Source organism: Duganella sp. S19_KUP01_CR8 (assembly GCF_036688705.1).
In the GTDB taxonomy this organism is placed as follows: Bacteria; Pseudomonadota; Gammaproteobacteria; order Burkholderiales; family Burkholderiaceae_D; genus Rugamonas.
Map to the genome: position 1 here is coordinate 176,323 of NZ_JAQQPR010000010.1, position 26,238 is coordinate 202,560.

Below are 26,238 nucleotides of genomic sequence, written 5' to 3' on the forward strand. Positions count from 1 at the left end.
CAATGAAGGCGGGCCGTTGCGGCCCGCCTGGTCAGACTATTGTTGCGAGGCGATCCAGCGGTCGACCTTTTCCTCCAGCAGCGCCAGCGGCAGGGTGCCGTCGCCCAGCACCACCGCGTGGAACTTCGGCAGGCTGAACTTGTCGCCCAGCGCCTTGGCCGCGCGCTGGCGCAGTTCGACGATCTTCAGCGAGCCGATCTTGTAGCCCAGTGCCTGGCCCGGCCAAGCCATGTAGCGCTCGGTCTCGGTCTTGGCGGAGTTGTCATAGCCCAGCGTGTCGTGCATGTACTGGATGCTTTGCTCGCGGGTCCAGCCTTGCGCGTGCATGCCGGTGTCGACCACCAGGCGGGTGGCGCGCAGCAGTTCGTCGTTCAGGTGGCCGAAGTACTGGGCCGGATCGTCGAACAGGCCCATCTCCTTGCCCAGTGTTTCCGCATACAGCGCCCAGCCCTCGGTATAGGCGTTGTTGCCGCCATATTTGCGGAAGTTAGGCAGGTTCAGTTCCTGCATCAGCGCGATGTGGAAGTGGTGGCCGGGCTTGCCTTCGTGCAGGAACAGCGTGGTCATGCCGGTGTTGCCGTACTTGGCGGGATCGTTGACCACCGACCAGAACACGCCGGGACGCGAGCCGTCGCCGGCCGGCGCGGTGTAGTGGTCGGAGGCGGTGGCGCGGCTCAGCTCAGGCTCGAGGCGCAAGTCCAGCTTGGCTTTCGGCAGCAGCGTGAACATCTGCGGCAGCTTGGTGTCCAGCACGTCGTTGAGTTGGTGATACACGGCCTGGACTTCCTGCTCGGTCTTGAACGGATAGAACTTCGGCTGCGCCGCCACCCATACCGGCAGGCCCGACGCCGGACCGGTGTAGCCCAGCTTGGGGCCCAGCACTTCGAACTGGGCCTGGATGCGCGCGACTTCTTTCAAGCCGATGGCGTGGATTTCGTCGGGTTTAAGCGACGTTGTGGTGGCGCCGGCGACACGCGCCTGGTACCAGGCGGCGCCGTCCGGCAGCGCGCCCAGGCCGGTCGAGCTGCGGCAGGCCGGCACGTATTCTTTTTCCAGGAAGGTCGCCAGGCGGGCCAGCGCCGGCATCACTTTGTCGCCGACGGTCTTGCGGTAGGCGGCGCTCAGGCGCGCCTTGTCGGCGGCGGAAAAGGCGGCCGGCAGCTTGGTGATCGGCGTGTAGAAGATATTGCTTTCCGGCGTGGCGCTGACCAGCTTCTGGAACTGCGGCAAGCCCGACTCCATGATGGCCTTGGGCTCGGTGATGCCTTGCTTGATGCCGGCGCGCATATTGGCGATGGCCTGGTCTATCCAGGCCGGCAACTGGCTGATGCGGTGCAGGTAGGCGTCGTATTCCTTGACGGTGCCGATCGGCTGCGAAGCTTCGCCGCCGGCGTAGTTGGCCAGGGTGACGGGCACGCTGTCCATCTGGTTGATCGGCAGCAGGTGCTCGGGGAAGCGCTCCATCGCCAGCAACTGGTCCAGCTCGTAGACCAGGATGTCGTAGTTGATGCGGTCCTTGTTATCCAGCTGTGCGCGCTGGATCGCTTTCAGGCGGGTGGCGAACTGGCGATACAGCTTGAACTGCCGGGCGCGCTTGGCCGGGGCAATGCTCAGGCCCAGTTGGTCGTCGTAACGGTTGTCGCCGTTTTCGGTGGCGCCCAGCGGCTCGAAGCGGGCGGTGGCGTCGTAGTACTGGTCGGCGATCGCCAGCAGTGCCTTGTGCGCGGGTGCGGCGCTGACTTGCGGCACGGCGGCGGCCGGCGCGGCGGCATTGGACGCCAGCGGCGCGAACGCCAGCATCACGGCGGCGGCGAGCGGGGCAAAAGCGGCATAGGTGTTGCGGCGACGCGTCATAGTTCTTCCTCAAGATGTCACAAAATTGGCGCCTAGCATAAGCCATTGCGGGGCGGCGCTGGGACAATTTTTGTATCGGCGATACATTGTTCTTTTGAGGAAATTTTAGATCCGGATTTGCAAATATAATTGTGCAACGCACATTTAAACCGGAGTATGCTGGAGACCAGTAAGAACTCAAGAATAACAAAGCAGTACAGCCTGGCCGCTACCTTCGGGTGGCGGTTTTTTTTTAGGCCGCCGCTTCCGCAAAGCGGCTCTCGTACAGCGCCGCCACCAGGTCCGATTGGGTGATGATGCCGGCGAAGCGCAGCTCCTCGTCGACGATGGGGATGTGGTGGAAGCCGGAATCGGCCATCAGCGGCACCAGGTCGACGATCGGCGTGTCCAGCCGCGCGGTGGTTGGATGCTGGCTCATGATCTGGCCGACCACTTCAGCCTTTTCGGTGTGGGTTACGCCGCTTTTGCGCAAAAATCGCTGCAGTTGCTGACGGATGCCGCGATAGTCGTCCAGTCCGCCGTGCTCGAGGAAATCCGTCTGCGTGACGATGCCGATCACCCGCCGCGCGCGGTTGAGCACCGGCAGCGCCGCCACGCGGTGGGTGCGCATCTGCTGCCAGGCTTCTTCCAGGCTGGTGCCGAATTCGGCGCTGACGATGTCGCGCGACATGATGTCGGCGCAGCTGATGATGCCGAAGCGGCGCTGGTAGGCGCGCTGCTCGGTTTGCATGAACAGCGACTCCAGGTCGTCGCGGCTGATGTCGAGCACCTGGTTGTACTGCTTCAGCACGGCGTCCAGGTCTTCCGGCTTGAAGCCCAGCCGCACGGTCGGCACCGCGTCCTTGGTGGCGTGCGGATTCGGATGTGCGCTTAGCTGCGCATGGGGGTAGCGGCGTCCGGTCAGGTTGTTGTACAGCATCGCCATCAGCGCCAGCAGCGTGGTGTCGGCCAGCACCGTCACCAGCGGGAAGGCGAAGCCGGCCGCGTGGATCGCCGGCCCGCCGATCACCGCCGTCAGCGCCACCGCGCCGCCGGGCGGATGCAGGCAGCGCAGCGCGAACATGGCGGCGATCGCGGTGCTGGCGGCCAGCGCGCACAGCAGCGGCATGGGCAGGATGTCGCCGAACAGGCGCATGCAGAGCACGCCCATCAGTCCGCTGACGACATTGCCGCCGATGGCGGCCCAGGGCTGGGCCAGCGGACTGGCCGGCAGCGCGAACAACAGTACCGAGGAGGCGCCTATCGGCGCCACCAGGAAGATGGCGCCGGGCGACAGGGTGAGGCCGAGCAGGGCGGTCAGCAGCAGGCCGAACAGGGCGCCGCCGGCGGCGCGCAATTGTTCGCGGCGGCTGGCGGTGGTGGGGCTGGGCAGCCAGCGGTCGAGGAATGCACGCATGGGCTTAATCAAGTATTTGATATGGGACAATGATTATCCCATGCTCAGCCCGCCGCCGCACTCTATTGGTGCGACACCAGCTCCAGCGGCAGGGCCGTGGTGATCTTGATCTGCTCCATCGAAAACGCCGACGACACCCCGCTCAGCTGGGCGGACTTGATTAACTTCTTGTAAAACCGGTCATATCCTTCGATATCGCTCGTCACCACCTTCAGCAGGTAATCGATGTCGCCGCTCATGCGGTGGAATTCCTGCACTTCCGGCAAGGCGATCACGGCGGCGGCAAAGCGCGCCAGCCATTTGTCGTCGTGCTGGCTGGTGCGCACGCTGACGAACACCGTCACCGGCAAGCCCACCTTGCGGCGGTTGACGATGGCCACGCGGCTTTCGATATAGCCTTCCTCTTCCAGCCGCCGCACCCGCTTCCAGCACGGCGTGGAGGACAGGCCGATCCGCTCGCTGAGCTGGGCGATCGACAGCGTGCCGTCGCCCTGCAATGCCGACAAAATTGCATAATCATAGCGATCAAGTTCGTTCATTCTATTTTTCCTCGAAGTGCAGCATGAAAATGCTATATGGAGTGCGTAACAGGAGTATTTTAGTACATATATTTCGCCGCCACTGAGTAAGCTATAGGTATCGATACATAGGTACTAAACACAGGCACTACTATCATGACGACCGAAATCTACCTCGATGGCAACGCCACCACCGCCGTGCTGCCGGCCGCCATCGCCGCCGCGGCCGACGCCATGGGCCAGCGCTACGGCAATCCCAGCAGCAGCCACGGCACCGGCCTGAAGGCCAAGGTCTTGCTGGACCAGACCCGCGCCTGCGCGGCGCGCCTGCTGGGCGTGGGCGATGGCCGTCTGATGTTCAACAGCGGCGCCACCGAAGGGATCCAGACGGCGGTGCTGTCGGCGCTGGTGGCGCTGCGCGAACGCCGCGAGCGCGGCGAGGCCATCGGCAGCCTGCTGGTCTACGGCGCGACCGAACACAAGGCCGTGCCGGAAAGCCTGGCGCACTGGAACCGCCTGCTGGGCCTGAACCTGACTTTGCAAAAACTGCCGGTCGACCAGGATGGCGCGCACGACCTGGCGCTGTTGCGCGAACTGGCGCCGCGCGCCGCGCTGGTGTGCACCATGGCCGCCAACAATGAAACCGGCATCGTCACCAACCTGGCCGCGATCGAAGTGCTGCTGGCCGAGACCGGCAGCGCCGCCTACTGGCTGGTGGACTGCGTGCAGGCGCTGGGCAAGCTGGACCTGGACCTGGCAAGCACCCGCATCGACTACGCGCCGTTCTCCGGCCACAAGCTGTACGCGCCCAAGGGCATAGGCATGCTGTACGTGCGCGCCGGCGCGCCGTTCACGCCGCTGATCATGGGCGGCGGCCAGGAAGGCGGCCAGCGCTCCGGCACCGAGAACATGGCCGGCATCGCCGCGCTGGGCGCGGTGTTGTCCGCGCTGGAACGCGGCGACACCTTCCGCAGCCATCACCAGCTGGCCAGCTTCCGCGCCCGCCTGGCCGAGAGCCTGCGCGCCGCCTTGCCCGGCGTGGTGTTCAACAATCCTTTCGACAAATCGCTGCCGACCACGCTGAACTTTTCCGTGCCCGGCCTGTCGAGCCGCGAACTGATGGACGTGTTCGATGCGGCCCAGGTGCGCGTCAGCTCCGGCAGCGCCTGCTCGGCCGCCAAGGCCGCGCCCAGCTACGTGCTGGACGCCATGCACGCGCCGCTGTGGCGCAGCGCCGGCGCGATCCGCATGTCCTTCGGTCCGCTGGCCGACGAAGCCACCATCAACGACGCCTGTCGTCGCATCGAGCGCTGCGGCGCCGCGCTGCGCGCCAGCTGCCTGATCCCGTCCGAACGCACCGCCGTGCCGCACGACGGCTTGCTGCAACTGGGCGTCGAAGGCGCGTGCAGCTGGATGGTGCTGGACGCCGCCAGCCGCAGCTGCATCGTCATCGATCCCTTGCCGGAAATGACGACGCGTATCGAATCCTATGTGCGCTGCCAGAACTACCAGGTGCAAGCCATCGTCAGCACCTCCCTTGACACCGACCGCAGCATGCTGATCAGTGCGCTGGGCCGCCACGTCGACAGCCACGCCGCCACCGATGCCTATGGCTGGCCGGCCGCCGCCCACGCCATCCAGCTCGGCACGCAGACCTTGCTCAGCGTGAGCGACGGCGCAGCGCGCCACTACCTGCTGGGCGAGGCCGTCGATGCGGCGCTGCCGCCGCAGGCGGTGCGCTTCGTCTTCAGCGCCCGGCCCGCCGTGGAAGCGCTGCGTCCGCTGACCTGCGCGCAGACGCTGCTGTGTCCGACGCGCGACGAGCACAACCAGTTCTGCGTCGGCATGGCGGCGCCGGCAGCGACCGCGGCGCCAGCAGCGCTGCAACTCGACAGCGCCGCGCTCGACGCCTTCCTGCAAGCCCATCCCGATGCCGAGCTGGTCGATGTGCGCGAGCCTTACGAGTTCGCCGCCACCATCACACCCGGCGCCGCCGGCCGCAGCGCCCGCAGCGTGCCGCTGAGCCGTCTGGCCGAGCACGCCAGCAGCTGGCTGCACGCTGAACAGATCCCGCTGGTGTTCTTCTGCCGCAGCGGCAACCGCAGCCTGAAGGCTGCGCAGCTGCTGCGCCGCCTCGGACACGGCCAGGCCTACAGCCTCGGCGGCGGATTGGCGCTGGCGCCGCTGGCGCACGCCGCCTAGGCTACACAGCCGTTCAAGTTTTCTTCCTTTACAAGGCCGCGCAAGCGGCCTTTTTTTTGCTCTTAAATCGAGGGCGGAACGTAGCCCTTCGCCGCGCAGGGGCCGGCCGGATTCGGCACCAGGATGCCCGATGGACCGGCGACCAATTGCGGGTCGACGTACATGGATGTCGCCGCTCCGGGCAGCACCGATACCAGCCCGGCGGCGGTTGAATAGCTGGTCGCGCCGGTTTCGTCGCCGGCCCGAAGTAGCAATGCGCCAGCCGCCGGATAGTAGCAATTCCCGCTTAAGTCGATTTGCGTATATCCGTTCCACTTGGTGTTCAGATGGATGAAGTAATTCACCGCTCCGTAAAAAATATTATTGATCATGTGAATGTTGGTCATGGGCGCAGGGGATCGATACATCAGCAAATCGCTGCCATCTTGCACAGGGCGCTGGGTATGGCTCCAGCCGGTGCCCACATGCAGACAGGTGTTGTGCGCGAATGTCAGGTCTTTGGTGGTGGATTCGCCGACCACGTCCGGGCGATTCCATAGCTCGAAGCATTGCTCCGAACTTTCCACCAGATTGTTCAGGAAGTGCACGTTGGACACGACGATCTTTGGGCCTATGCCTTGGGACGTTAGCGCTGTATCGAAAGCTTGCGAAATGCGGTTGTTGCTCACCGTGACATCTGCGGCGTTACTCCACAGCTCGATGCCGTTGCCAAGGCGAGTCTGGTTCTGCCATTGGGCGCCGCCCATGTAGGCGATATCCAGGTTATCAATCAGCACGCGCTGGACATCGCTGGTCTGTACGCCGTGCAAAGCGCCATAGCGCAAGTCCAGGTCGCGAACTTCAACGTCGGTCTGTTTTGCGATGGTCACCAGGTTGCGCTTCATCGCAGCTTCGATACGAGTATGAGTGGAGGCGGGGTTGTGCGTCGCATACAGTTTGACCACCTTGGCGACCGGGTCGTACCAGTACTGACCATCGGCGATCAAATCGGCTTCATTCCACACCCGGGTGGCGACCGACTGCTCATCATCAAAAATCAGATTGCCGACCTCTGCAACGAGACGCTTCTGCTCGTCGCAGCCGGTAACGCTGGCGCTATCGATATACAGTGCTTGGTCCGCCACCGCGGACGCGCCAAGGCGAAAGACAGCCCGTACGCTGCTGTCGGTCGCCGTGCCCCTGAAATAGAGTTCGTATTTTCCCCAGGCGGTTCCGATATTAACGTTATTGAAGTCGAGCTGGTCAGCCATCGACGCGTAGCTCACACTCTGCCACAGCTTGAAATTGTACCAGGCGACCGACATCGGGATAGTGGCCCGGGCGGCAAACGAGAGCTTGTAGCAGGCGCCGTTCGTCACCGGGAAGACATTGGTGTACAGATCGATGCTGCCGGCCACCGTGCTGGTGCCGTTCATACTGATTTTCAGGCTGTTGGGATTGGGGGCGGAAATCGAGCTGGCGGGGAAGACATCGTTGGGTTCCAGACTGGTCCCGGCGATTTTGCTGGAGAATGTCCAGCGCGTGGGCAAGGCCGGGCCGTCGAAGTTTGGATCGGTCAGTAGTTGCGGGCCCACCGGCGCGACTTGAGACGTCCAGATATTCAAGCCGGTTTGTGCCCAGTCGGCTGGATCGCTCAACGAGGCCGAGCCAAGCAAACGCGGCTTGACTCCCGCGCCATAGGCGCCATAGCGCACCGCGCCGCCACCTTGCGTGCCGCCCTTGGTCACCAGCCCTCCCCGCCACGTGCCACCGCGCTTGAACGACACGGTGTCGCCGGGCGCCAGCGTGGCGCCGTTCACCTTGCTCAGGCTGGCCCACGGCGCCGATATGGACGTGCCGGCGTTGTTGTCCGAGCCGCCGAGATTGTCGACGTAATAGTCCGTCGCGTACGCAGTGGCGCTGCAGGCCCATGCCAGCCAGCAGGCGGCCACTAATCGCTTGGATGTGCGTGTCATGTCGTTCCTCATAGTTGCTTGGAGATTGCCGAGACAGCATACAGGGGTGGAAATAATTAATCAATTTGCATGTAAAAAAGATAGTTTTTGCCATGGCGCCCCGATATGTTCGCCACCGTACAGTGGCGTGGCGTGCGCCCCCGTAGGATGCCTAGGCAGATAATTTCCCATTCGCAGAATCAAAACGAGGTACACCGTTGAACAAGCCCGCCCCCCTCATGCCCGACCTTACGCTGGGCTTCCGCGAATCTCCTTCAGGCTCGCTGTTGGCCGACGCCGACGACGAAGACCTGCCGCTGCGCGCCGAACTCTTCAGCGCGGCCCAGATGGCCGCGCACGGCAAGACGCTGGCCACGCATCACGTACTGAGCAAGCGCGGCGGCCGCGACCGCCTGCTGGCGCGCCTGACCGAAAACGCCGCCGTCATCGACGCCACCTGCGACGAGCTGACCGCCGCCGTCAAGGCCGGCCGCCAGATCACGCCCGCCTCCGAATGGCTGCTGGACAACTTCTACCTGATCGAAGACCAGATCCGCATCGCCCGCCGCCACCTGCCCAAGGACTACAGCAAGCAGCTGCCGCGCCTGGGCCAGGGCGCGCCGGAAGGCACGCCGCGGGTCTACAAGATCGCGCTGGAAATCATCTCGCATGGCGACGGCCGCGTCGATCCCGAATCGCTGTGCCGCTTTGTCGACGCCTACCAGGAAGTGGCCAGCCTCAAGCTGGGCGAGCTGTGGGCCATCCCCATCATGCTGCGCCTGGCGCTGATCGAGAACCTGCGGCGCGTGGCCGCGCGCGTGGCCGACAACCGCAGCCACCGCGACCTGGCCAACAGCTGGGCCGACCAGATGACCGAGGTCGCCGAAAAAAATCCCAGCGGCCTGATACTGATGGTGGCCGACATGGCGCGTTCCAATCCGCCCATCAGCAGCGCCTTCGTGGCCGAACTGGCGCGCCGCCTGCAAGGACAAAGCCCGGCGCTGACCCTGGCGCTGTCGTGGATCACGCACCGCCTGGCCGAAACCGACCAGACCATCGAGCAGCAGATCCAGGCCGAGATCCAGCAGCAGGCGGCGGAGCAGGTCTCCATCGCCAACAGCATCGGCAGCCTGCGCTTCCTCGGCACCATGGACTGGCAGGAGTTCGTCGAGACCATGAGCGTGGTCGAACAAACCTTGCGCCAGGACCCGGCCGCGGTCTACGGCCGCATGGAATTCGCCACCCGCGACCAGTACCGCCATGCGATTGAAAAAATCGCCAAGCGCTCGCGCTACTCGGAACTCGAAGTGGCGCAGCAAGCCTTGCAGCTGGCGCAGGCCCACTTTGACGGCGGCGACGCCCGCCACGGCCACGTGGGTTTCTACCTGATCGGCGGCGGCCTGGCCGCGCTGGAAAAGCAGACCGGCATGCGTCGGCCGTGGCTGGAGGCCTTGCAGCAAACCTCGCGCGCCTCGCCGCTGACCTCCTACCTGGGCGCCATCGCCGCCATCGCGCTGGTGTCGACCGCGCTGCTGCTGGAACGCGCTTCGCACAACGGCGTTAATGGCGCGGTGATCGTGCTGCTCGGCGTGCTGGCGCTGCTGGGCAGCAGCCAGCTGGCACTGAGCCTGGTGAACTGGGTCGCCACGCTGGTGACCCGTCCCAACCCGCTGCCGCGCATGGATTTCAAGGACGGCGTGCCGCCCGACGCGCGCGCCATCGTGGTGGTGCCGACGCTGGTCTACAGCCAGCAGAACATCGCCGACCTGTGCGAGCAGCTGGAAGTGCGCTTCCTGGCCAACCGCGATCCCAACCTGAAGTTCTGCCTGTTGACCGACTTCGCCGACGCCGCCACCGAAACCCTGCCGGCCGACGCGGCGTTGGTGGAGCAGATGCATCGCTGCATCGGACAACTGAACCGCAAATACGCCACTCACCCGAACGGTGATCCGGCCTCGCCGTTCCTGCTGCTGCACCGGCCGCGCCGCTGGAATCCGCAGGAAGGCGTGTGGATGGGCGACGAGCGCAAACGCGGCAAGCTGCAGGAGCTGAACCGCTACCTGCGCGGCGGCGCGCGCGACAAGTTCAGCGTGGTGGTGGGCGACACCGGCGAGCTGGAAGGCATCAAGTACGTCATCACGCTCGACACCGACACCCAGCTGCCGCGCGACGCCGCGGCGCAGTTCATCGCCACCATGCAGCACCCGCTGAACCAGGCGCGCATCGACAGCGCGCGCGGCCGCGTGGTGGAAGGCTACGGCATCCTGCAACCGCGCGTGACGGTCAGCCTGCCGAGCGAGAACGCCTCGCTGTACGAAAAACTGTGCGGCGGCGAGCCGGGCATCGATCCCTACACCCGCACCGTCTCCGACGTCTACCAGGACGTGTTCTTCGAAGGCTCCTTCATCGGCAAGGGCATCTACGATGTCGACGTGTTCGAGCAGGTGCTGGGCAACCGCCTGCCGGACAACCGCATCCTCAGCCACGACCTGCTGGAAGGCTGCTACCTGCGCGCCGGCCTGCTGAGCGACGCCCAGTTGTACGAAGCCTATCCGGCCCGCTACAGCGATGACGTCAGCCGCCGCCAGCGCTGGATCCGCGGCGACTGGCAGCTGGCCTCGTGGGTGTTCGGCCGCGTGCCGGCCCCGAACCGCAAGCGCGAACGCAATCCGCTGTCGCTGCTGTCGCGCTGGAAGCTGTTCGACAACCTGCGCCGCAGCCTGACCGCGCCGGCGCTGGTGCTGTCGCTGATCACCGCCTGGCGCTGGCTGCCCGACCCGTGGGTCTGGACCGCCGCCGTGCTGGCGGTGATCTTCGTGCCGCCTGTCGTCAGCACCCTGCACGACCTGCTGCGCCGTCCCGAGGACACCCTGTGGAGCCAGCACATACGGGCCGCGCTGCGGCGCGGCGGCATGCAGTTCGCGCACGCCATCCTGATGCTGGTGTTCCTGCCCTACGAGGCGTACTTCAGCCTGGACGCCATCCTGCGCAGCGCCTGGCGCATGCTGGTCTCGCACAAGCACCTGCTGGAGTGGCGCGCCTCGGCGCTGTCGCGCGCGGCGGAAGGCGCGGCCGGCGTCTGGCGCACCATGTGGGTGTCGCCGGTGCTGGCGCTGTTCGTCGGCGGCGCGCTGTGGGGCTGGCGGCCGGTCAGCCTGGCGCCGGCCGCGCTGTTCCTGCTGGCGTGGCTGGTGGCGCCGGCCGTGGCGGAGCGGATCAGCCGCCCGATCGCGCGCCGCCACGCCCAGCTGACGCCGGAGCAAAACCGCTTCCTGCACCAGCTGGCGCGCCGCACCTGGGCCTATTTCGACCGCTACGTCGGCCCGGACGACAACTGGCTGCCGCCCGATAACATGCAGGAGCATCCGGCGCACGTGGTGGCGCACCGCACCTCGCCCACCAACATCGGCATGGCGCTGCTGGCCAACCTGAGCGCCAGCGATTTCGGCTACATCACCGTCGGCCAGATGATGGCGCGCACCGCCAGCACGCTGGCGACGATGGACCAGCTGGAACGCCACCAGGGCCACTTCTACAACTGGTACGACACGCAGACGCTCAAGCCGCTGCACCCGATCTACATCTCCACCGTCGACAGCGGCAACCTGGCCGGCCACCTGCTCACCCTGCAGGCCGGCCTGACCGGCCTGTACGACCAGCCGATACTGGGACCGCAAACGGTGGAGGGCATCGTCGCCACCTGCCGCGTGCTGCAGGAGTCGCTGGAGGGCGCCGCCGAAACGGAGCAGCTGGATGCCTTGCTGGCGGCCCTGGGGCCCGCGCCGGACGCCGGCAACCTGCAACAACTGCACGCCTGGCTGAACCGCGTGAGCGCCGCCGCCGCCGAATTCCAGGCGCCGGCCGACGCGCACGGCGAAGCGGCCATGTGGTTCGCCTCGCTGACGCAGCAATGTCTGGCCGCGCTGGCGGAACTGGCGCTGCTGGCGCCGTGGGTCAGCCTGCCGGCGGACGCTGTGTTCGACACCAGCCTGGCCCGCGTGCCGACGCTGCGCGAACTGGCCGCCATGATCAACCAGACCGACGCCGTGCTGGCCAACGACCTGGCCCCGGCCGAGCGCGATCGCCAGCTGCTGCTGGCCGGCATGTGCGCGCAGGGCGCCGCCGCCGCGCACGAGCGCATGCGCGAACTGGCCGACCTGGCGCAGCGCTGCGGCGCCTACGCCCTGATGGAATATGGCTTCCTGTACAACCCCACCACCAGCCTGCTGGCCATCGGCTACAACGTCACCGAGCGCCGTCTCGACGCCAGCTACTACGACCTGCTGGCGTCCGAAGTGCGGCTGGCCAGCTTCGTCGCCATCGCCCAGGGACAGCTGCCGCAGGAGCACTGGTTCGCGCTGGGCCGCCAGCTGTGCATCGTCGCCGGCAAGCCGGTGCTGCTGTCGTGGAGCGGCTCGATGTTCGAGTACCTGATGCCGTTGCTGGTGATGCCCAACTATCCGAGCACCTTGCTCGACCACACCTACAACGCGGTGATCGACGCCCAGATCGACTACGGCAAGCGCCGCAACGTGCCTTGGGGGATCTCCGAATCCGGCTACAACACCGTCGACGCCAGCCTCAATTACCAGTACCGCGCGTTTGGCGTGCCTGGCCTGGGCCTGAAGCGCGGCCTGGCCGACGACCTGGTGATCGCGCCTTACGCCACCATGCTGGGCCTGATGGTGCAGCCGGAAGCGTCCTGCCTCAACCTGCAGAAGATGGCGGGGCTGGGCTATATGGGCCGCTACGGTTTCTTCGAAGCGGTCGACTACACCAGCTCGCGCCTGCCGCGCGGCCAGACGGCGGCGGTGATCCGCTCCTTCATGGTCCACCACCAGGGCATGGGACTGCTGGCGCTGAGCTACCTGCTGCACGACCGGCCGATGCAGCGCCGCTTCGAATCCGATCCGCTGCTGCAATCGACGCTGCTGGTGCTGCAGGAGCGCAGCCCGCAGGCCGGCGCCTTCTACTCCAACACCAGCGAGCTGGCGTCGATCCGCTCCAGCGCGCCGGAGCAGGCCATGCCGATGCGCGTGCTGGCCCAGCACAGCACACCTGTGCCGGAAACCCAGCTGCTGTCCAACGGCCGCTATCACGTCATGGTCACCAACGCCGGCGGCAGCTACAGCCGCTGGAAGGACCTGGCCGTGACGCGCTGGCGCGAAGACAGCACCCGCGATAACTGGGGCAACTTCTGCTACGTGCGCGACCTGGACGACGGCAAGTTCTGGTCCACCACCTATCAACCGACGCTGGTCGAGCCGCGCAAGCATGAGGTGATCTTCTCCGAAGGCCGCGCCGAGTTCCGCCGCTCCGACCGCAACATCGACCTGTACACGGAAATCGTGGTCTCGCCGGAAGACGACATCGAACTGCGCCGCACCCGCATCACCAACAAGTCCGACCGCGAGCGCACCATCGAAGTGACCAGCTTTGCCGAAGTGGTGATGACGCCGGCCGCCGCCGACGCCGCCCACCCGGCCTTCAGCAAACTGTTTGTGCAGACCGAGATCCTGCGCGACGAAAACGCCATCCTGTGCACCCGCCGTCCGCGCGGCCCGGCCGACGCCACGCCGTGGCTGATGCACTCGATGATGGTGCACGACGCCGCCGTGACGGGCGTCTCGTTCGAGACCGACCGCTCGCGCTTCATCGGTCGCGGCAACACCGCCGCCGCGCCGCAGGCGATGCTGAGCGAAGAGGCATTGAGCGGCAGCGAAGGCTCGGTGCTTGATCCGGTGGTGGCGATCCGCTACACCATCACGCTCAAGCCGGACCAGACGGCCATCGTCGACATCGTCACCGGCATGACCGAGCAGCGCGACGCCGCGCTGCACCTGATCGACAAATACCAGGACCGCCACCTGGCCGACCGCGTGTTCGAACTGGCGTGGACCCACAGCCAGGTGGTGCTGCGCCAGCTCAACGCCAGCGAAGCGGACGCCCAGCTGTACGGCCGCCTGGCCAACTCGGTGATCTACCCGAACGCCGCGCTGCGCGCCGACGCCGGCACGCTGATCAAGAACCAGCGCGGCCAGTCCGGCCTGTGGGCGTACGCGATTTCCGGCGACCTGCCGATCGTGCTGTTGCAGATCAAAGACCCGGCCAACATCGAACTGGCGCGCCAGATGGTGCAGGCGCACGCCTACTGGCGCCTGAAAGGGCTGGTGGTCGACCTGGTGATCTGGTACGAGGACCAGTCGGGCTACCGCCAGCTGCTGCATGAGCAGATCATGGGCCTGATCGCCTCCGGCATCGACGCCCAGGCGATCGACCGGCCGGGCGGCATCTTCGTGCGCCTGGCCGACCAGATCGCCAACGAGGACCGCATCCTGCTGCAGTCGGTGGCGCGCGCGATACTCAGCGACAGCCGTGGCACGCTGGCCGAGCAGATCAAGCGTCCCGGCCCGCCGGCCATGCGCATGCCGCCGCTGATGGTGGACAACCGCGGCGAGTATGCGGACGCCGGCCCGGTCACGCCGGCCGTGCGCCAGCTGATAATGGAAAACGGCATCGGCGGCTTCACGCCGGACGGCCGCGAATACGTCATCACCACCAGCGAGGCCCAGCGCACGCCGGCGCCGTGGTCCAACGTGCTGGCCAATCCGCAGTTCGGCAGCGTGATCTCGGAAAGCGGCCAGGCCTACACCTGGCACGAGAACGCCCACGAGTTCCGCCTGACGCCGTGGCACAACGACCCGGTCAGCGATGGCAGCGGCGAGGCCTTCTACCTGCGCGATGAACAGAGCGGCCAGTTCTGGTCGCCGACCGCCTTGCCGGCGCGCGGCAACGGCAGCTACGTCACGCGCCACGGCTTCGGCTACAGCGTGTTCGAACACAGCGAGAGCGGCATCGCCACCGAGATGACCACCTTCGTCGCCACCGACGCGCCGATCAAGTACACCGTGCTCAAAGTGCGCAACGACTCGCTGGTGACGCGCCGCCTGTCGGCCACCGGCTATGTCGAGTGGGTGCTGGGCGACATGCGTTCCAAATCCGGCATGCACATCGTCACCGAGGCCGATCCGGTCAGCGGCGCGCTGTTCGCCAAGAACGCCTACAACACCGAGTTTACCGGCCGTGTCGCCTTCTTCAATTGCGACGCCACGCTGCGCACCTACACCGGCGACCGCAGCGAATTCCTGGGCCGTAACGGCACGCTGGCGGCGCCGGTGGCGATGCGCCGCTCCCGCCTGTCCGGCAAGATCGGCGCGGGGCTGGATGCCTGCGCCGCGATCCAGGTGCCGTTCGACCTGCTGCCCGGCCAGGAGCGCGAGATCATCTTCGTGCTGGGCGTGGCCGGCCGCCGCAACGCCGACGCCAGCAGCCTGGCGCAGAAGCACCGCAGCGCCGGCGCCGCGCACGAGGCGCTGGCCGCCGTGCACGCGCATTGGGACCAGACCCTGGGCGCGGTGCGCATCGACACGCCGGAACCGGAGCTGGACCTGCTGGCCAACGGCTGGCTGATGTACCAGACCATCGCCTGCCGCATGTGGGCGCGCAGCGGCTACTACCAGTCCGGCGGCGCCTTCGGCTTCCGCGACCAGTTGCAGGACGCGATGGCGACCATCCACACCCAACCGCAGCTGCTGCGCGACCAGCTGCTGCTGTGCGCCGCCCACCAGTTCCTGGAAGGCGACGTGCAGCACTGGTGGCATCCGCCTTCCGATCGCGGCGTGCGCACCCACTGCTCGGACGATTACCTGTGGCTGCCGCTGGGCGCCTGGCGCTACGTCATCGCCACCGGCGACGTCGGCGTGCTGGGCGAAAGCGTGCCTTACCTGGAGGGCCGCGCCGTCAAGCCGGAGGAAGATTCCTATTACGACCTGCCGAGCCGCTCCAGCCAGAGCGGCACGCTGTACGAGCACTGCGTGCGCGCCGTCCGCAACGGCCTGCGCTTCGGCGTGCACGGCCTGCCGCTGATCGGCTCCTGCGACTGGAACGACGGCATGGACAAGGTGGGCGAGCATGGCAAGGGCGAGAGCGTGTGGCTGGCCTTCTTCCTGTGCGAGGTGTTGCAGCGCTTTGCCGAAGTGGCGGAGCTGATGCAGGATAAGGACTTCGCCACCGAGTGCCGCGGTGAAGCCAGGAAGCTGGCCGCCAACGTCGAGCACAACGCCTGGGACGGCGAGTGGTACCGCCGCGCCTATTTCGACGACGGCACGCCGCTCGGTTCGCACACCAACGAGGAATGCCAGATCGATTCGATCTCGCAGAGCTGGGGCGTGCTGTCCGGCGCCGCCGATCCGGTGCGGGTGCGCGGCGCGATGGAGCAGGTCAACCAGCGCCTGGTGCGGCGCGATTCAGGAATCATCCAGCTGCTCGATCCGCCGTTCGACAAGTCCGGTCCGAATCCTGGCTACATCCGTGGCTACGTGCCCGGCGTGCGCGAGAACGGCGGCCAGTACACGCATGCCGCCATCTGGACCGCGATGGCCTTCGCCCGCCTGGGCGAGACCGAGCGCGCCTGGGAACTGGCGCGCATGATCAACCCGGTGCAGCATGGCGGCACGCCGGAAGGCATGGCGCGCTACAAGGTCGAGCCCTATGTGGTCACGGCCGACGTCTACGCCGTCGCGCCGCACGTGGGCCGTGGCGGCTGGAGCTGGTACACCGGTTCCTCCGGCTGGATGTACCGGCTGATACTGGAATCGCTGCTCGGCCTGACCCGCACCGCGACCCAGTTGACGATGGCGCCGCGCATGCCGCCCGAGTGGGACCACTTCACGCTGACCTATCGCTACGGCGCCGCTTCGTACGTGATCCGCGTGATGAAGTCGGCGGAAACCGGCGCGCCGATCATGACGATAGACGGCGTGCGCCAGCTCGGCATGGCGATCGACTTGAGCGATACCGCCAGCATCCATAAGGTCGAACTGTTCATGCCAGCCGCGTAAAATTCTTAACAGAGTGTCCCATTCTGGACATTTTCATCATCGTTACAACGGCGCGGAAAATTAACTCCGCGCCGTTGTCGCGTGCGCCCCCAAGCGCCACCGCATTTATTCAAAAGACCTCTGAATAGCCAAGTAAATTCGAATTGGTTCGTCATCTTCCTGTCATGCATAGTTGCCAGAATTTTGGATCCCCAACCGCAGAGAGAAAGAAGTGATGAACAAATCTAAGATGCTGTCCCGGCTCGCGATGATGTTGATTTTGTCTTCCGGCGTCATTGGCGCGGTCCACGCGTCCAAGGCCGATCACCATGAGTTCGAGGCCACGCTGCACGCGCCGTTCGCCGCCGACGGCGCCGACCAGGAGCGGCCGGAAGCCCGTACCTTCAAGCTGGCCTTCGACTTCCCCTTGCTGGAGCGCGAGCAGGACGTGCAATGGCGGCTGGAGCTGGTCAGCCCCGACGGCGTGGTCGTGCAGCAGTGGCAGGGCGTGCAGCGCATCGCCGGCCGGCCGGTCGATGTCAGCATCGCATGGGACGGCCGCGCCGACGGCTTGATCCTGACCGACGGCGTCTACCTGGCGCGCATGCAGGCCGTCACCGGCGGCGAGACGGTCGAACAAAGCTGGGAGATCTCGGTGGGCCACAATCCGGCGCAGGCCATGCCGGCCTTCAAGGCGCTGCCGACATCGGCCACGCCGGTGCGTTCTGCCACGCGCGCGAATGGCCGCGTGGTGCAGGGAGCCGTCGCCGCGACCGCGTCGCTGCCGTACACCGTCTACCTCGGCAACCTGCACAGCCAGACCAACCACAGCGACGGCGGCGGCCCGCTGGGCAGCTGCACCGGCGCGCAGGCGCCGCAAAGCGCGGCGCTGGGACCGGCCGACGCCTACCAGTACGCGATGAACAAGGGCCTCGATTTCCTGATGGCCTCCGAGCACAATCACATGTTCGACGGCTCCGACAGCACCAACGCCTCGGCCGATCCGGCCGTCGCCAAGGCGCTGTTCCAGTCCGGCCTCACCGCCGCCGCCAACTTCAACAGCGCGCACGCCGGCTTCCTCGGCATGTATGGGCTGGAGTGGGGCGTGATCAACAACGGCGGCCATATGAACATCTTCAACACCACCGAGCTGCTGGGGTGGGAGAGCAACGGCAGCGGCCAGCTGATCGCCGACACGCTGACGCCGAAGAACGACTACGCCACGCTGTACACGCTGATGCGCCAGCGCGGCTACGTGGGCCAGTTCAACCATCCCGAATCGTCGGGCCAGTTCCTGGTCAACGGCACCGCGCTGGGCTACACCGCCGACGGCGACCAGGCGATGGCGCTGTGCGAAGTGCTCAACACCTCGGCCTTCTCGACCAACACCAGCGAGACCGAGACCGGCCGCAGCACCTACGAAGGCGCCTGCAACAAGGCGCTGGAGGCGGGCTTCCACGTCGCCTTCTCCACCGACCAGGATAACCACTGCGCCAACTGGGGCGCGTCCTACACCAACCGCACCGGCGTGCTGCTGCCGACCGGCACCTCGCTGACCTCCGCCAGCATGATCGCCGCCATCAAGGCGCGCCGCGTGTTCGCCACCATGGACAAGACCTCGCAACTGATCCTGACCGCCAACGGCCACGTGATGGGCGAACGCTTCACCAACAGCGGTTCGCTGAACCTGGTCGCCAACTTCGCCAGCAGCAGCGGCAAGACGGTATCGACGGTGAAGATGTACGAGGGTGTCCCCGGCCGCAACGGCACGGTGACGCAGCTGTCGGCCACCGCCAGCACCACCATCACGCCGGCCGTGGGCGAGCACTTCTACTACGCCAAGATCACCCAGAACGACGGCAACATCCTGTGGTCGGCGCCGGTGTGGGTCACGCAGACCACCGGTGGCGGCGGCACCACGCCGCCGGCGGCCACGCAGCTGATCGTCAACGGCGGCTTTGAATCGGGCGCCTCGTCATGGACCGCGACGTCCGGCGTCATCAGCTCCGATTCGAGCCAGGCCGCGCATGGCGGTACTTTCAAGGCCTGGCTGGACGGCTACGGCAGCGCCCACACCGATACGCTGTACCAGACCGTGACGATACCGGCCGACGCCACCAGCGCCACGCTGGCGTTCTGGCTCAAGGTGGTGTCCAGCGAGACCACCACCACCACCGCCTACGACACGCTCAAGGTGCAGGTACGCAGCAGCGCCAACGCGGTGTTGGCGACGCTGGCGACGTATTCGAATCTGAACAAGGGCAGCACGTATGTGCAGAAGAGTTTCGACCTGTCGGCCTACAAAGGGCAGACGGTGAGGATTTACTTCGAGGGTGTGGAGGGCTCGACGGTATCGACGGCGTTCCTGATCGACGACGTCACGCTGAACGTGCAGTAAGCTCGCTTACTTGGTCCACGGCTGTTCGCGCTTCTTGCCGGTGCGCGCGAACAGCAGCAGCACCGCTATCCCGAGCAGCATCAGCTTGTAGCTCACCGGTTCCGGCACCGACGCCATATTGGTTTTGGCTGCCGGCTTGATCGTCTTGACGGTGCTGGTGGCCTGTGCGGCCACCGGCGCCGTCTCGGCGGCGTATGCCTGACCGCTCAACGCGGAGGCGCTCAATACCAGCGCCGCTATCGTGCTCATCAATCGCATTCCTTGCCCCCGCAATAATCAAGTGACAAGTATAATAGATTGTTAATTCCCTTGCCTCCGTGCGCTAACACACGGAGTGGCGCAAATAATCCTTGACCTTACAAGCCGAGGCTGGAGCCTGCACCCAGCAGCGTGGCCACGCCCAATACGGCGAACACCAGCGCGGCGATGCCATGCACCAGTTTGAGCGAGACCCGGTTGGCGATCCGGTCGCCCAGGTAGACCGCCGGCACGTTGGCCAGCATCATGCCGAAGGTGGTGCCGCACACCACCGCCACCAGGCTGTCGTAGCGGGCCGCCAGCGCCACCGTGGCCACCTGTGTCTTGTCGCCCATCTCGGCGACGAAGAAAGCGATCAGCGTGGTCAGGAACACGCCGTACTTCGCCAGCGGCATGTCGTCCTCGTCGATCTTGTCCGGCACCAGCGTCCACGCGGCCATCGCCAGGAAGGACAGGCCCAGCACCCAGCGCAGGATATCGGGTCCCAGCAGGCTGGTGATCCAGGCGCCGACGGCGGCGGCGAACGCGTGGTTGGCGATGGTGGCGACAAAGATCGCGGCGACGATGGGCAGCGGGCGGCGGAACCTGGCGGCCAGGCAGAAGGCGAGCAATTGGGTCTTGTCGCCGATTTCAGCGAGGGCGACGATGCCGGTAGAGACGAGGAAGGCTTCCATGGGTTTGAATGTAGTACGCGGGCCGGAACGATTAACCAATGATCCAGGCGCGACTCCGGCCCATCATGGCCGCACCTCGATCATGGTCTCGTCAAGTTTTTCAACCACCTGCACCACGGTCTGCGGACCGATTATGTTGACACAGGTTCTTGCGCCGGGGAGGCGCAAGCCGACTACTCCCCACTTACGGCCCGAATGATAGCATAGGATCGCTGATGTACACATCGCCGATACATGGCTATGCTATTCTGCTTCGCGCTTCGGACCACATTGAAAAGACCACCATGCCTATCAAAAAAACCCTGTCCGCGTTCGTCCTGTCGGCCCTGACGATGCTGGGCGCCGCCCACGCCGATCCGCTGAGCTACGCGCGCTACGACCAGGTGCGCACCAGCGACCTGTATCTGGACCTGAAGGCCGACTTTGGCCACAAGACGCTGGCCGGCTACGCCGAACTGACGCTGAACTGGATCGACAAGTCGGCCCGCACGCTGGTGCTGGACACGAACGAACTCAATATCGCCAAGGTGCAGGTGCTGAATCCGAACGGCCGCTGGAGCGCCGCCTCCTTCATGCTGGACAAGCCCGACGCCGAAAAGGGCAGGGCGCTGCGCATCGCGCTGCCGTTCCAGCCGCAGAAGGTGCGCGTGTACTACCGCACCGCGCCGTCGGCCGCCGCGCTGCAATGGATGTCGCCGCAGCAGACCATGTCCGGCAAGCGTCCGTTCATGTTCAGCCAGTCCGAGGAAATCAACGCCCGCTCGTGGGCGCCGGTGCAGGATACGCCGGCGGTGCGCTTCACCTACAGCGCCCGCATCGAGGCGCCAACCGGCATGCGGGTGGTGATGAGCGCCGAGAACGACCAGCAATCGACCGGCGCCGGCGGCTGGAAATTCAAGATGGCGCAGCCGATTCCGTCCTACCTGCTGGCGATCGCCATCGGCGAGATCGACGTGCGCAACCTCGGTCCGCGCTCCGCCGTCTACGCCGAGCCGGCGCGCATCGAGGCCGCCGCCTACGAGCTGGCCGACACCGAGAAGATGATCAACGCCGCCGAAGGCCTGTATGGCCCGTACCGGTGGGAGCGCTACGACATGATCGTGCTGCCGCCGTCGTTCCCGATCGGCGGCATGGAAAATCCGCGCCTGACTTTCCTCACGCCGACCATGATCGCCGGCGACCGCAGCCTGGTCGACCTGATCGCGCATGAACTGGCGCACTCGTGGTCCGGCAACCTGGTGACCAACGCCTCGTGGAAGCACTTCTGGCTCAACGAGGGCTTCACCACCTACGTCACCACCCGCATCGTCGAGAAGCTGTACGGCGAGGAAGTGGCGGAGATGAACCTGCAAGTGGAGCAGGAAGAGGCGATGGCTTCGCTGCCTTCGATCCCGGCGGCCAAGCAGGCCTTGGTCACGCGCGACGCCGACACCAGCTCCGCCAGCTACACCGACAGCGGCCTGGTTTATCCGAAAGGAGCGTGGCTGCTGCGGACCCTGGAGCAGCGCGCCGGCCGCGAGATCTTCGATCCCTTCCTGCGCGGCTGGTTCGACCAGCACGCGTTCAAGTCCGCCACCACCGACGAATTCGTGGTCTACCTGAAAAAGAACCTGCTGGACGCGCATCCTGAAGTGATGGCGCCGGCGGAGCTGGACGAGTGGCTGTACGGCGCCGGCATTCCGGCCAGCGCCAAGCACGCGGCCTCGCCACGCCTGGCCGCGCTGGATGCGCAGCGCACGGCATGGCTGAAGGGCGAGCTGCCGACCAAGGACTTGAACGGCAAGAACTGGATCGCGCTGGAGTGGATGCACTTCCTGAACGATATCGACGGCAAGGCCAACGCCACGCAGCTGCGGGAGCTGGACCAGGCGTTCGCGCTGGGCAAGAGCGGCAACAACGAAATCGCCTACCGCTTCTACCTGGCGTCGATCAGGGCCGGCTACAACGTGCGCGAACCGCTCACCACCTTCCTGATGAGCGTGGGCCGCCAGAAGTTCGTGGTGCCGCTGTACACCGCGCTGCTGAAAAACCCGTCCGACAAGGAATGGGCCAAGTCGGTCTACGCCAAGGCGCGCGAGCACTATCATCCGGTCACCCAGGGATCGGTCGACAAACAATTTAAAAAATAACGATGCTGAAAATCCCCCGTACTTTTTGCCGCGCTTCCACTGCCGCACTGCTGGTGCTGGCGGTGTCCGTCCCGGCGCTGGCCGCCGCGCCGGCCTACAACCTCGATGCCGACGTCAACCAGGCGCTGAAGACCTTCGACGTCCCCGGCATGGCGATCGCCATCGTCAAGGACGGCAAGGTCATCGCCGCCAACGGCTACGGCGTGCGCAAGCTGGGCGACCCGACGCCGGTGGACGGCAAGACGCTGTTCGAAGTCGCCTCCAACTCCAAGGCCTTCACCGCCGCCGCGCTGGCGATGCTGGTCGACGAGGGCAAGCTCGCCTGGGACGATCCGGTCACCAAGCACCTGCCGGACTTCCAGATGTTCGACTCCTACGTCACCGGCGCGATGACGGTGCGCGACCTGCTGACGCACCGCAGCGGCCTCGGTCTGGGCGCGGGCGACCTGCTGTGGTGGCCGACCACCAATTTCAGCACCGACGAAATCATCGCGCGGCTGCGCTACGTGAAGCCGGCCACCAGCTTCCGCAACAGCTACGCCTACGACAACCTGCTCTACATCGTGGCCGGCAAGATCATCGCCGCCAAGGCCGGCAAGCCGTGGGGCGCGGCGATCCAGGAACGCATCCTGGCGCCGCTGGCCATGAACGGCACCAAGACCAGCGTGGCCGACATGCTGGCCACGTCCGACTACTCGGCGCCGCACAGCAAGATCAACGACAAGGCGGCGGTGGTCAAGCCGATGCCGGTGGAGAACGCGGTGGGCGCGGTCGGCATCAACACCAACGCCGAAGACATCGCGCGCTGGATGACGATGCTGCTGGGTGGCGGCAAGCTGGAAAACGGCACGCAGCTGATCAGCGCCAAGCAGCTGGCCGAGTTGTGGTCCGAGCAGACGCCGATGCGCATCCGCGAACCGAAACCTGCGCTGGCCGCGACCAAGCCCAACTTCTCGGCCTATGGCCTGGGCTTCAGCCTGCGCGACTACAAGGGCCGCAAGATCGCCATGCACGGCGGCGCGCTGCAGGGCTTTTATTCGACGGTGCTGATGGTGCCGGAAGAGAAGCTGGGCATCGCCATCCTGACCAACGCCGAGAACAGCCCGGCGATGGCGTCGCTGTACTGGCGCATCCTGGACCAGTACCTGAACGTGCCGGCCAGCGACTGGATCAAGCTGTACGCCGACCAGGAAGCGGCGGCGCACCGGGAAGAGCTGGAGCGCCAGGGCAAGGAGGTCGGCGCGCGCACCGCCAAGTCGTCGCCTTCGCTGCCGCTGGCGTCCTACGACGGCGAATATGAAGACCCGTGGTACGGCAAGGTGACGATACGCGCGGAGGGCAAGAAGCGCATCATGAGCTTCACCCGCACGCCGGACCTGACGGGGGAGCTGGAGCACTTCCAGCACGACACCTTCATCGTCCGCTGGAAGGAGCGCAACTTCAACGCCGACGCCTACGTGACGTTCGCGCTGAACCCGGACGCCAGCATCGAGCGCATGAAGATGGCGCCGGTTTCGATGGAGACCGACTTCAGCTACGACTTCCGCGACCTGAATTTCACGCCGGTGAAGCCGTCCAAGTCCGACCAGGCCGCGAAGTAGGCGCGAAGCAGGCTCGCGGTAAGCTTTATATTTGGCGCTCGACCCGGTTGCGGCCATTGTGCTTGGCGCGGTACAGCGCCAGGTCGGCGGCGTGGAACAGGTCGTCGAGCGCCGCGTGCGGGCCGTGCGCCACGGCCACGCCGAAGCTGGCCGTCACCCGCAGGATGTGGCCGTCGGACAGCGTCAGCGGCTCCCGTTCGATCGCCGCCCGCAGCCGCTCGGCCAGCGCGCCCGCCGCCTCCATCCCGCAGCAGGCGGGCATCACCACGAATTCCTCGCCGCCGTAGCGCGCCACGATCTCGCCGTCGCGCAGGCTGTCGCGCACCACCTCGGCGATGCGTATCAACACCTGGTCGCCGGCGTCGTGGCCGTAGGAGTCGTTGACCGACTTGAAGTGGTCGACGTCGAACAGGATCACCGCCAGCGATTCATTGCGCTCGCTGGCGCCGCGCAGGCGCAGGTTGCCGGCCGCCGTGAAGGCGCGCCGGTTCAGGATGCCCGTCAGGTAATCGGTGTCGGCGCGCACCTTGAGTTCCTCGATCAGGTGCAGCCGTTCCTGCTCCAGCCGCTGGCGGTCCATGCTGTTGGCGCGCAGCGTCGCCAGCGCGCGCAGCATGTCGCCGATTTCGTCGTCGCGGCGGGCGCCGCTGGGCGGCAGCGAGAAGTCGCCGTTGCCCAGCCGGACCACCGCGCGCGTGGCGCGCAGCAGCGGCACCACCACCCGCCGCCGCAGGATCAGCAACAGCAAGGTCAGCGCCAGCAGGATGGCGGCGCCCACCAGCAGGGCCAGCATCAGTTCGCGCCGCGCGGCCTGGAAGTCGCGCAGCGCCTGCGCCTGCGCTTCCTGCAGCAGCACGTCGCGCAGCGCCAGGATGGGCGCCATGCAGGGCACGTAGCGTTGCGCGAACTGGCCGGTGTCCATGCCGTAGGCGCGGCCCGCGCGGCTGGCCTGTTCGACCTCGGCCACCAGTTGCTGGCCGGCGTCGAAATACACTTGGTCCATGCGCGCCACCGCCGCCAGCACGCGCGGCTCGGTGTCGATGTCGCCGCTGGGGATCTTGATCAGCTGGCGCAGCTGCTCGATGCGGCCGCGCAGGAATTGCAGGCGTTGGTGGTCGCTCTCGGTCAGCGGCCGGGCGGACGCCAGCGGCACCGTCAGCGCCGAGCCGAGGCGGCCGGCAAACTCGCGCAGTTCGACCGTCAGGCGGGCCTTGGCCAGGATGCGGCCGATGCGGGGATAGACTTGTTCCGAGGCGCGCGTGTAGCCGGTCACCGCGTCCAGCGCCAGCGGCACCAGCCGGAACATGCGTTCGACGGCGGCGGTCAGCCGTTCCGGCGTGCGCTGGGCCGGCGGCAGCGCGGCCAGCTGGTCCACCGTCTGGCGGGCCGCGGCCAGCGCCTCGTACAGCGAGGCCAGCGGCGCCGGCGGCAGGGCGCCGGTCAGCGCGGCGGGCACCGGCTCGGCGGCCAGTTCGCGCCGCAGCTGCGCCAGCGCCTGGTCGGTGTCGGCGCGCGCGCGCAGCAGCCGTGCCTGGTAGATCGGATCGGCCGGCACATGGTCGCCCAGCACGGCGTTGACCGGACCGCGTTCGAAGGAGAGTTTTTCTGCGGCGATCATGGCGCGCTGCATCAGTTGCAGCGTGTGGTGGCCGCTGCCCGCGGCGCGGTAGTGCTCCCACTCGCCCCACAGCAGCCGCCCCAGCATGCCGCACACCAGCACCGCCAGCACGGCGCCGGTGAGGGCGAATAATCGGGTTAATCTCATTGCTGCCAACCTGCATTCCTATTTGCTAGCTGGCAATATGCCATAAAGCATGGCGGCTGTGGTTGTTGGGGCGGTGGCGGCGGCGCGAAATGAGACGCGGTGGGCCGCTAATGGTAGGATGGCGCCCTCGCGTCACGGCAGGGCTGTTTGTTTTGATGCAAAGCTTAAATTTTTAATAATTGAGGGATGAAGAAGATGTCTATGCAACGAGTTATGCTGCGTTCCAAGCTGCACCGTGTGACGGTCACGCAGGCGGATTTGAATTACGAGGGTTCCTGCGGTATCGACCAGGATTTGCTGGACGCGGCCGATATCTGGGTCAACGAGAAGATTGAGCTGTACAACGTGAACAATGGCGAGCGTTTCGCCACCTACGCGATTCCTGGCCTGCGCGGCACCGGCGAGATTTCGCTGAACGGCGCCGCCGCCCGCCGTGCCCAGCTGGGCGACCTGCTGATCATCTGCACCTACGCGCCGATGAGCGAAGACCAGGCCCGCGACTACAAGCCGAAGGTCGTGTTCGTCGACGACAAGAACAAGATCAAAGGCATGAAATAAGTTGTAAAAACCCGGGGTCAGGTCCCCCATTTTGTCACGAACTGAACCGTAGCAGCGGCTACGGTTCAGTTC

At 66.0% G+C, this 26,238-nt stretch carries 13 protein-coding genes and 1 riboswitch; of the genes, 6 read left to right on the forward strand and 7 right to left on the reverse strand.

Annotation, left to right across the window (positions count from 1 at the left end):
* Window positions 1–36 precede the first annotated feature (36 nt).
* The 3 genes from V6M89_RS12700 to V6M89_RS12710 form a co-directional block, all read right to left on the reverse strand.
* Window positions 37–1,854, reverse strand: coding sequence for a DUF885 domain-containing protein (locus tag V6M89_RS12700; protein ID WP_332853498.1), 1,818 nt, complete (start codon window positions 1,852–1,854; stop codon window positions 37–39).
* A gap of 232 nt (window positions 1,855–2,086) precedes the next feature.
* Complete coding sequence (locus V6M89_RS12705) at window positions 2,087–3,250, reverse strand: HPP family protein (protein ID WP_332853499.1); 1,164 nt, start codon at window positions 3,248–3,250, stop codon at window positions 2,087–2,089.
* A 62-nt stretch (window positions 3,251–3,312) separates the two neighbouring features.
* Window positions 3,313–3,789 (reverse strand): Lrp/AsnC family transcriptional regulator, encoded by a 477-nt coding sequence (locus V6M89_RS12710; protein ID WP_332853500.1) that lies wholly within the window; start codon window positions 3,787–3,789, stop codon window positions 3,313–3,315.
* A gap of 135 nt (window positions 3,790–3,924) precedes the next feature.
* Here V6M89_RS12710 and V6M89_RS12715 point away from each other — a divergent pair, with 135 nt between their 5' ends.
* Window positions 3,925–5,970 (forward strand): aminotransferase class V-fold PLP-dependent enzyme, encoded by a 2,046-nt coding sequence (locus V6M89_RS12715; protein WP_332853501.1) that lies wholly within the window; start codon window positions 3,925–3,927, stop codon window positions 5,968–5,970.
* A gap of 62 nt (window positions 5,971–6,032) precedes the next feature.
* Here V6M89_RS12715 and V6M89_RS12720 read toward each other — a convergent pair whose 3' ends face one another.
* On the reverse strand, window positions 6,033–7,925 hold the full coding sequence (locus V6M89_RS12720; RefSeq protein WP_332853502.1) for a right-handed parallel beta-helix repeat-containing protein: 1,893 nt from the start codon (window positions 7,923–7,925) through the stop codon (window positions 6,033–6,035).
* 218 nt (window positions 7,926–8,143) lie between these two features.
* Here V6M89_RS12720 and V6M89_RS12725 point away from each other — a divergent pair, with 218 nt between their 5' ends.
* Complete coding sequence (locus V6M89_RS12725) at window positions 8,144–16,804, forward strand: GH36-type glycosyl hydrolase domain-containing protein (RefSeq protein ID WP_332853503.1); 8,661 nt, start codon at window positions 8,144–8,146, stop codon at window positions 16,802–16,804.
* 214 nt (window positions 16,805–17,018) lie between these two features.
* A complete protein-coding gene (locus tag V6M89_RS12730; protein ID WP_332853504.1) occupies window positions 17,019–19,181 on the forward strand; it encodes a CehA/McbA family metallohydrolase in 2,163 nt (720 codons plus the stop codon).
* A gap of 6 nt (window positions 19,182–19,187) precedes the next feature.
* Here V6M89_RS12730 and V6M89_RS12735 read toward each other — a convergent pair whose 3' ends face one another.
* Together V6M89_RS12735 and V6M89_RS12740 are read right to left on the reverse strand one after the other, a co-directional pair.
* A complete protein-coding gene (locus V6M89_RS12735) occupies window positions 19,188–19,430 on the reverse strand; it encodes a PEP-CTERM sorting domain-containing protein (protein WP_332853505.1) in 243 nt (80 codons plus the stop codon).
* Window positions 19,431–19,537: 107 nt separating this feature from the next.
* Window positions 19,538–20,113: a TMEM165/GDT1 family protein gene (locus V6M89_RS12740; protein ID WP_332853506.1), complete on the reverse strand. Its 576-nt coding sequence runs from the start codon at window positions 20,111–20,113 to the stop codon at window positions 19,538–19,540.
* A gap of 21 nt (window positions 20,114–20,134) precedes the next feature.
* A riboswitch (yybP-ykoY riboswitch) is annotated at window positions 20,135–20,307 on the reverse strand.
* Between the two features lie 90 nt (window positions 20,308–20,397).
* Between V6M89_RS12740 and V6M89_RS12745 the strand changes: the two genes are divergently transcribed.
* Both V6M89_RS12745 and V6M89_RS12750 read left to right on the forward strand, forming a co-directional pair.
* Entirely contained in the window at window positions 20,398–22,242 is a 1,845-nt protein-coding gene (locus tag V6M89_RS12745; protein ID WP_332853507.1) for a M1 family metallopeptidase, read from the forward strand.
* A gap of 2 nt (window positions 22,243–22,244) precedes the next feature.
* Entirely contained in the window at window positions 22,245–23,843 is a 1,599-nt protein-coding gene (locus V6M89_RS12750; protein WP_332853508.1) for a serine hydrolase, read from the forward strand.
* A 25-nt stretch (window positions 23,844–23,868) separates the two neighbouring features.
* On the opposite strand, the gene V6M89_RS12755 is transcribed toward V6M89_RS12750, so the two are convergent.
* Window positions 23,869–25,608: a GGDEF domain-containing protein gene (locus V6M89_RS12755; RefSeq protein WP_332853509.1), complete on the reverse strand. Its 1,740-nt coding sequence runs from the start codon at window positions 25,606–25,608 to the stop codon at window positions 23,869–23,871.
* A 201-nt stretch (window positions 25,609–25,809) separates the two neighbouring features.
* Between V6M89_RS12755 and panD the strand changes: the two genes are divergently transcribed.
* Complete coding sequence (gene panD, locus V6M89_RS12760) at window positions 25,810–26,166, forward strand: aspartate 1-decarboxylase (protein ID WP_116993687.1); 357 nt, start codon at window positions 25,810–25,812, stop codon at window positions 26,164–26,166.
* Window positions 26,167–26,238 lie beyond the last annotated feature (72 nt).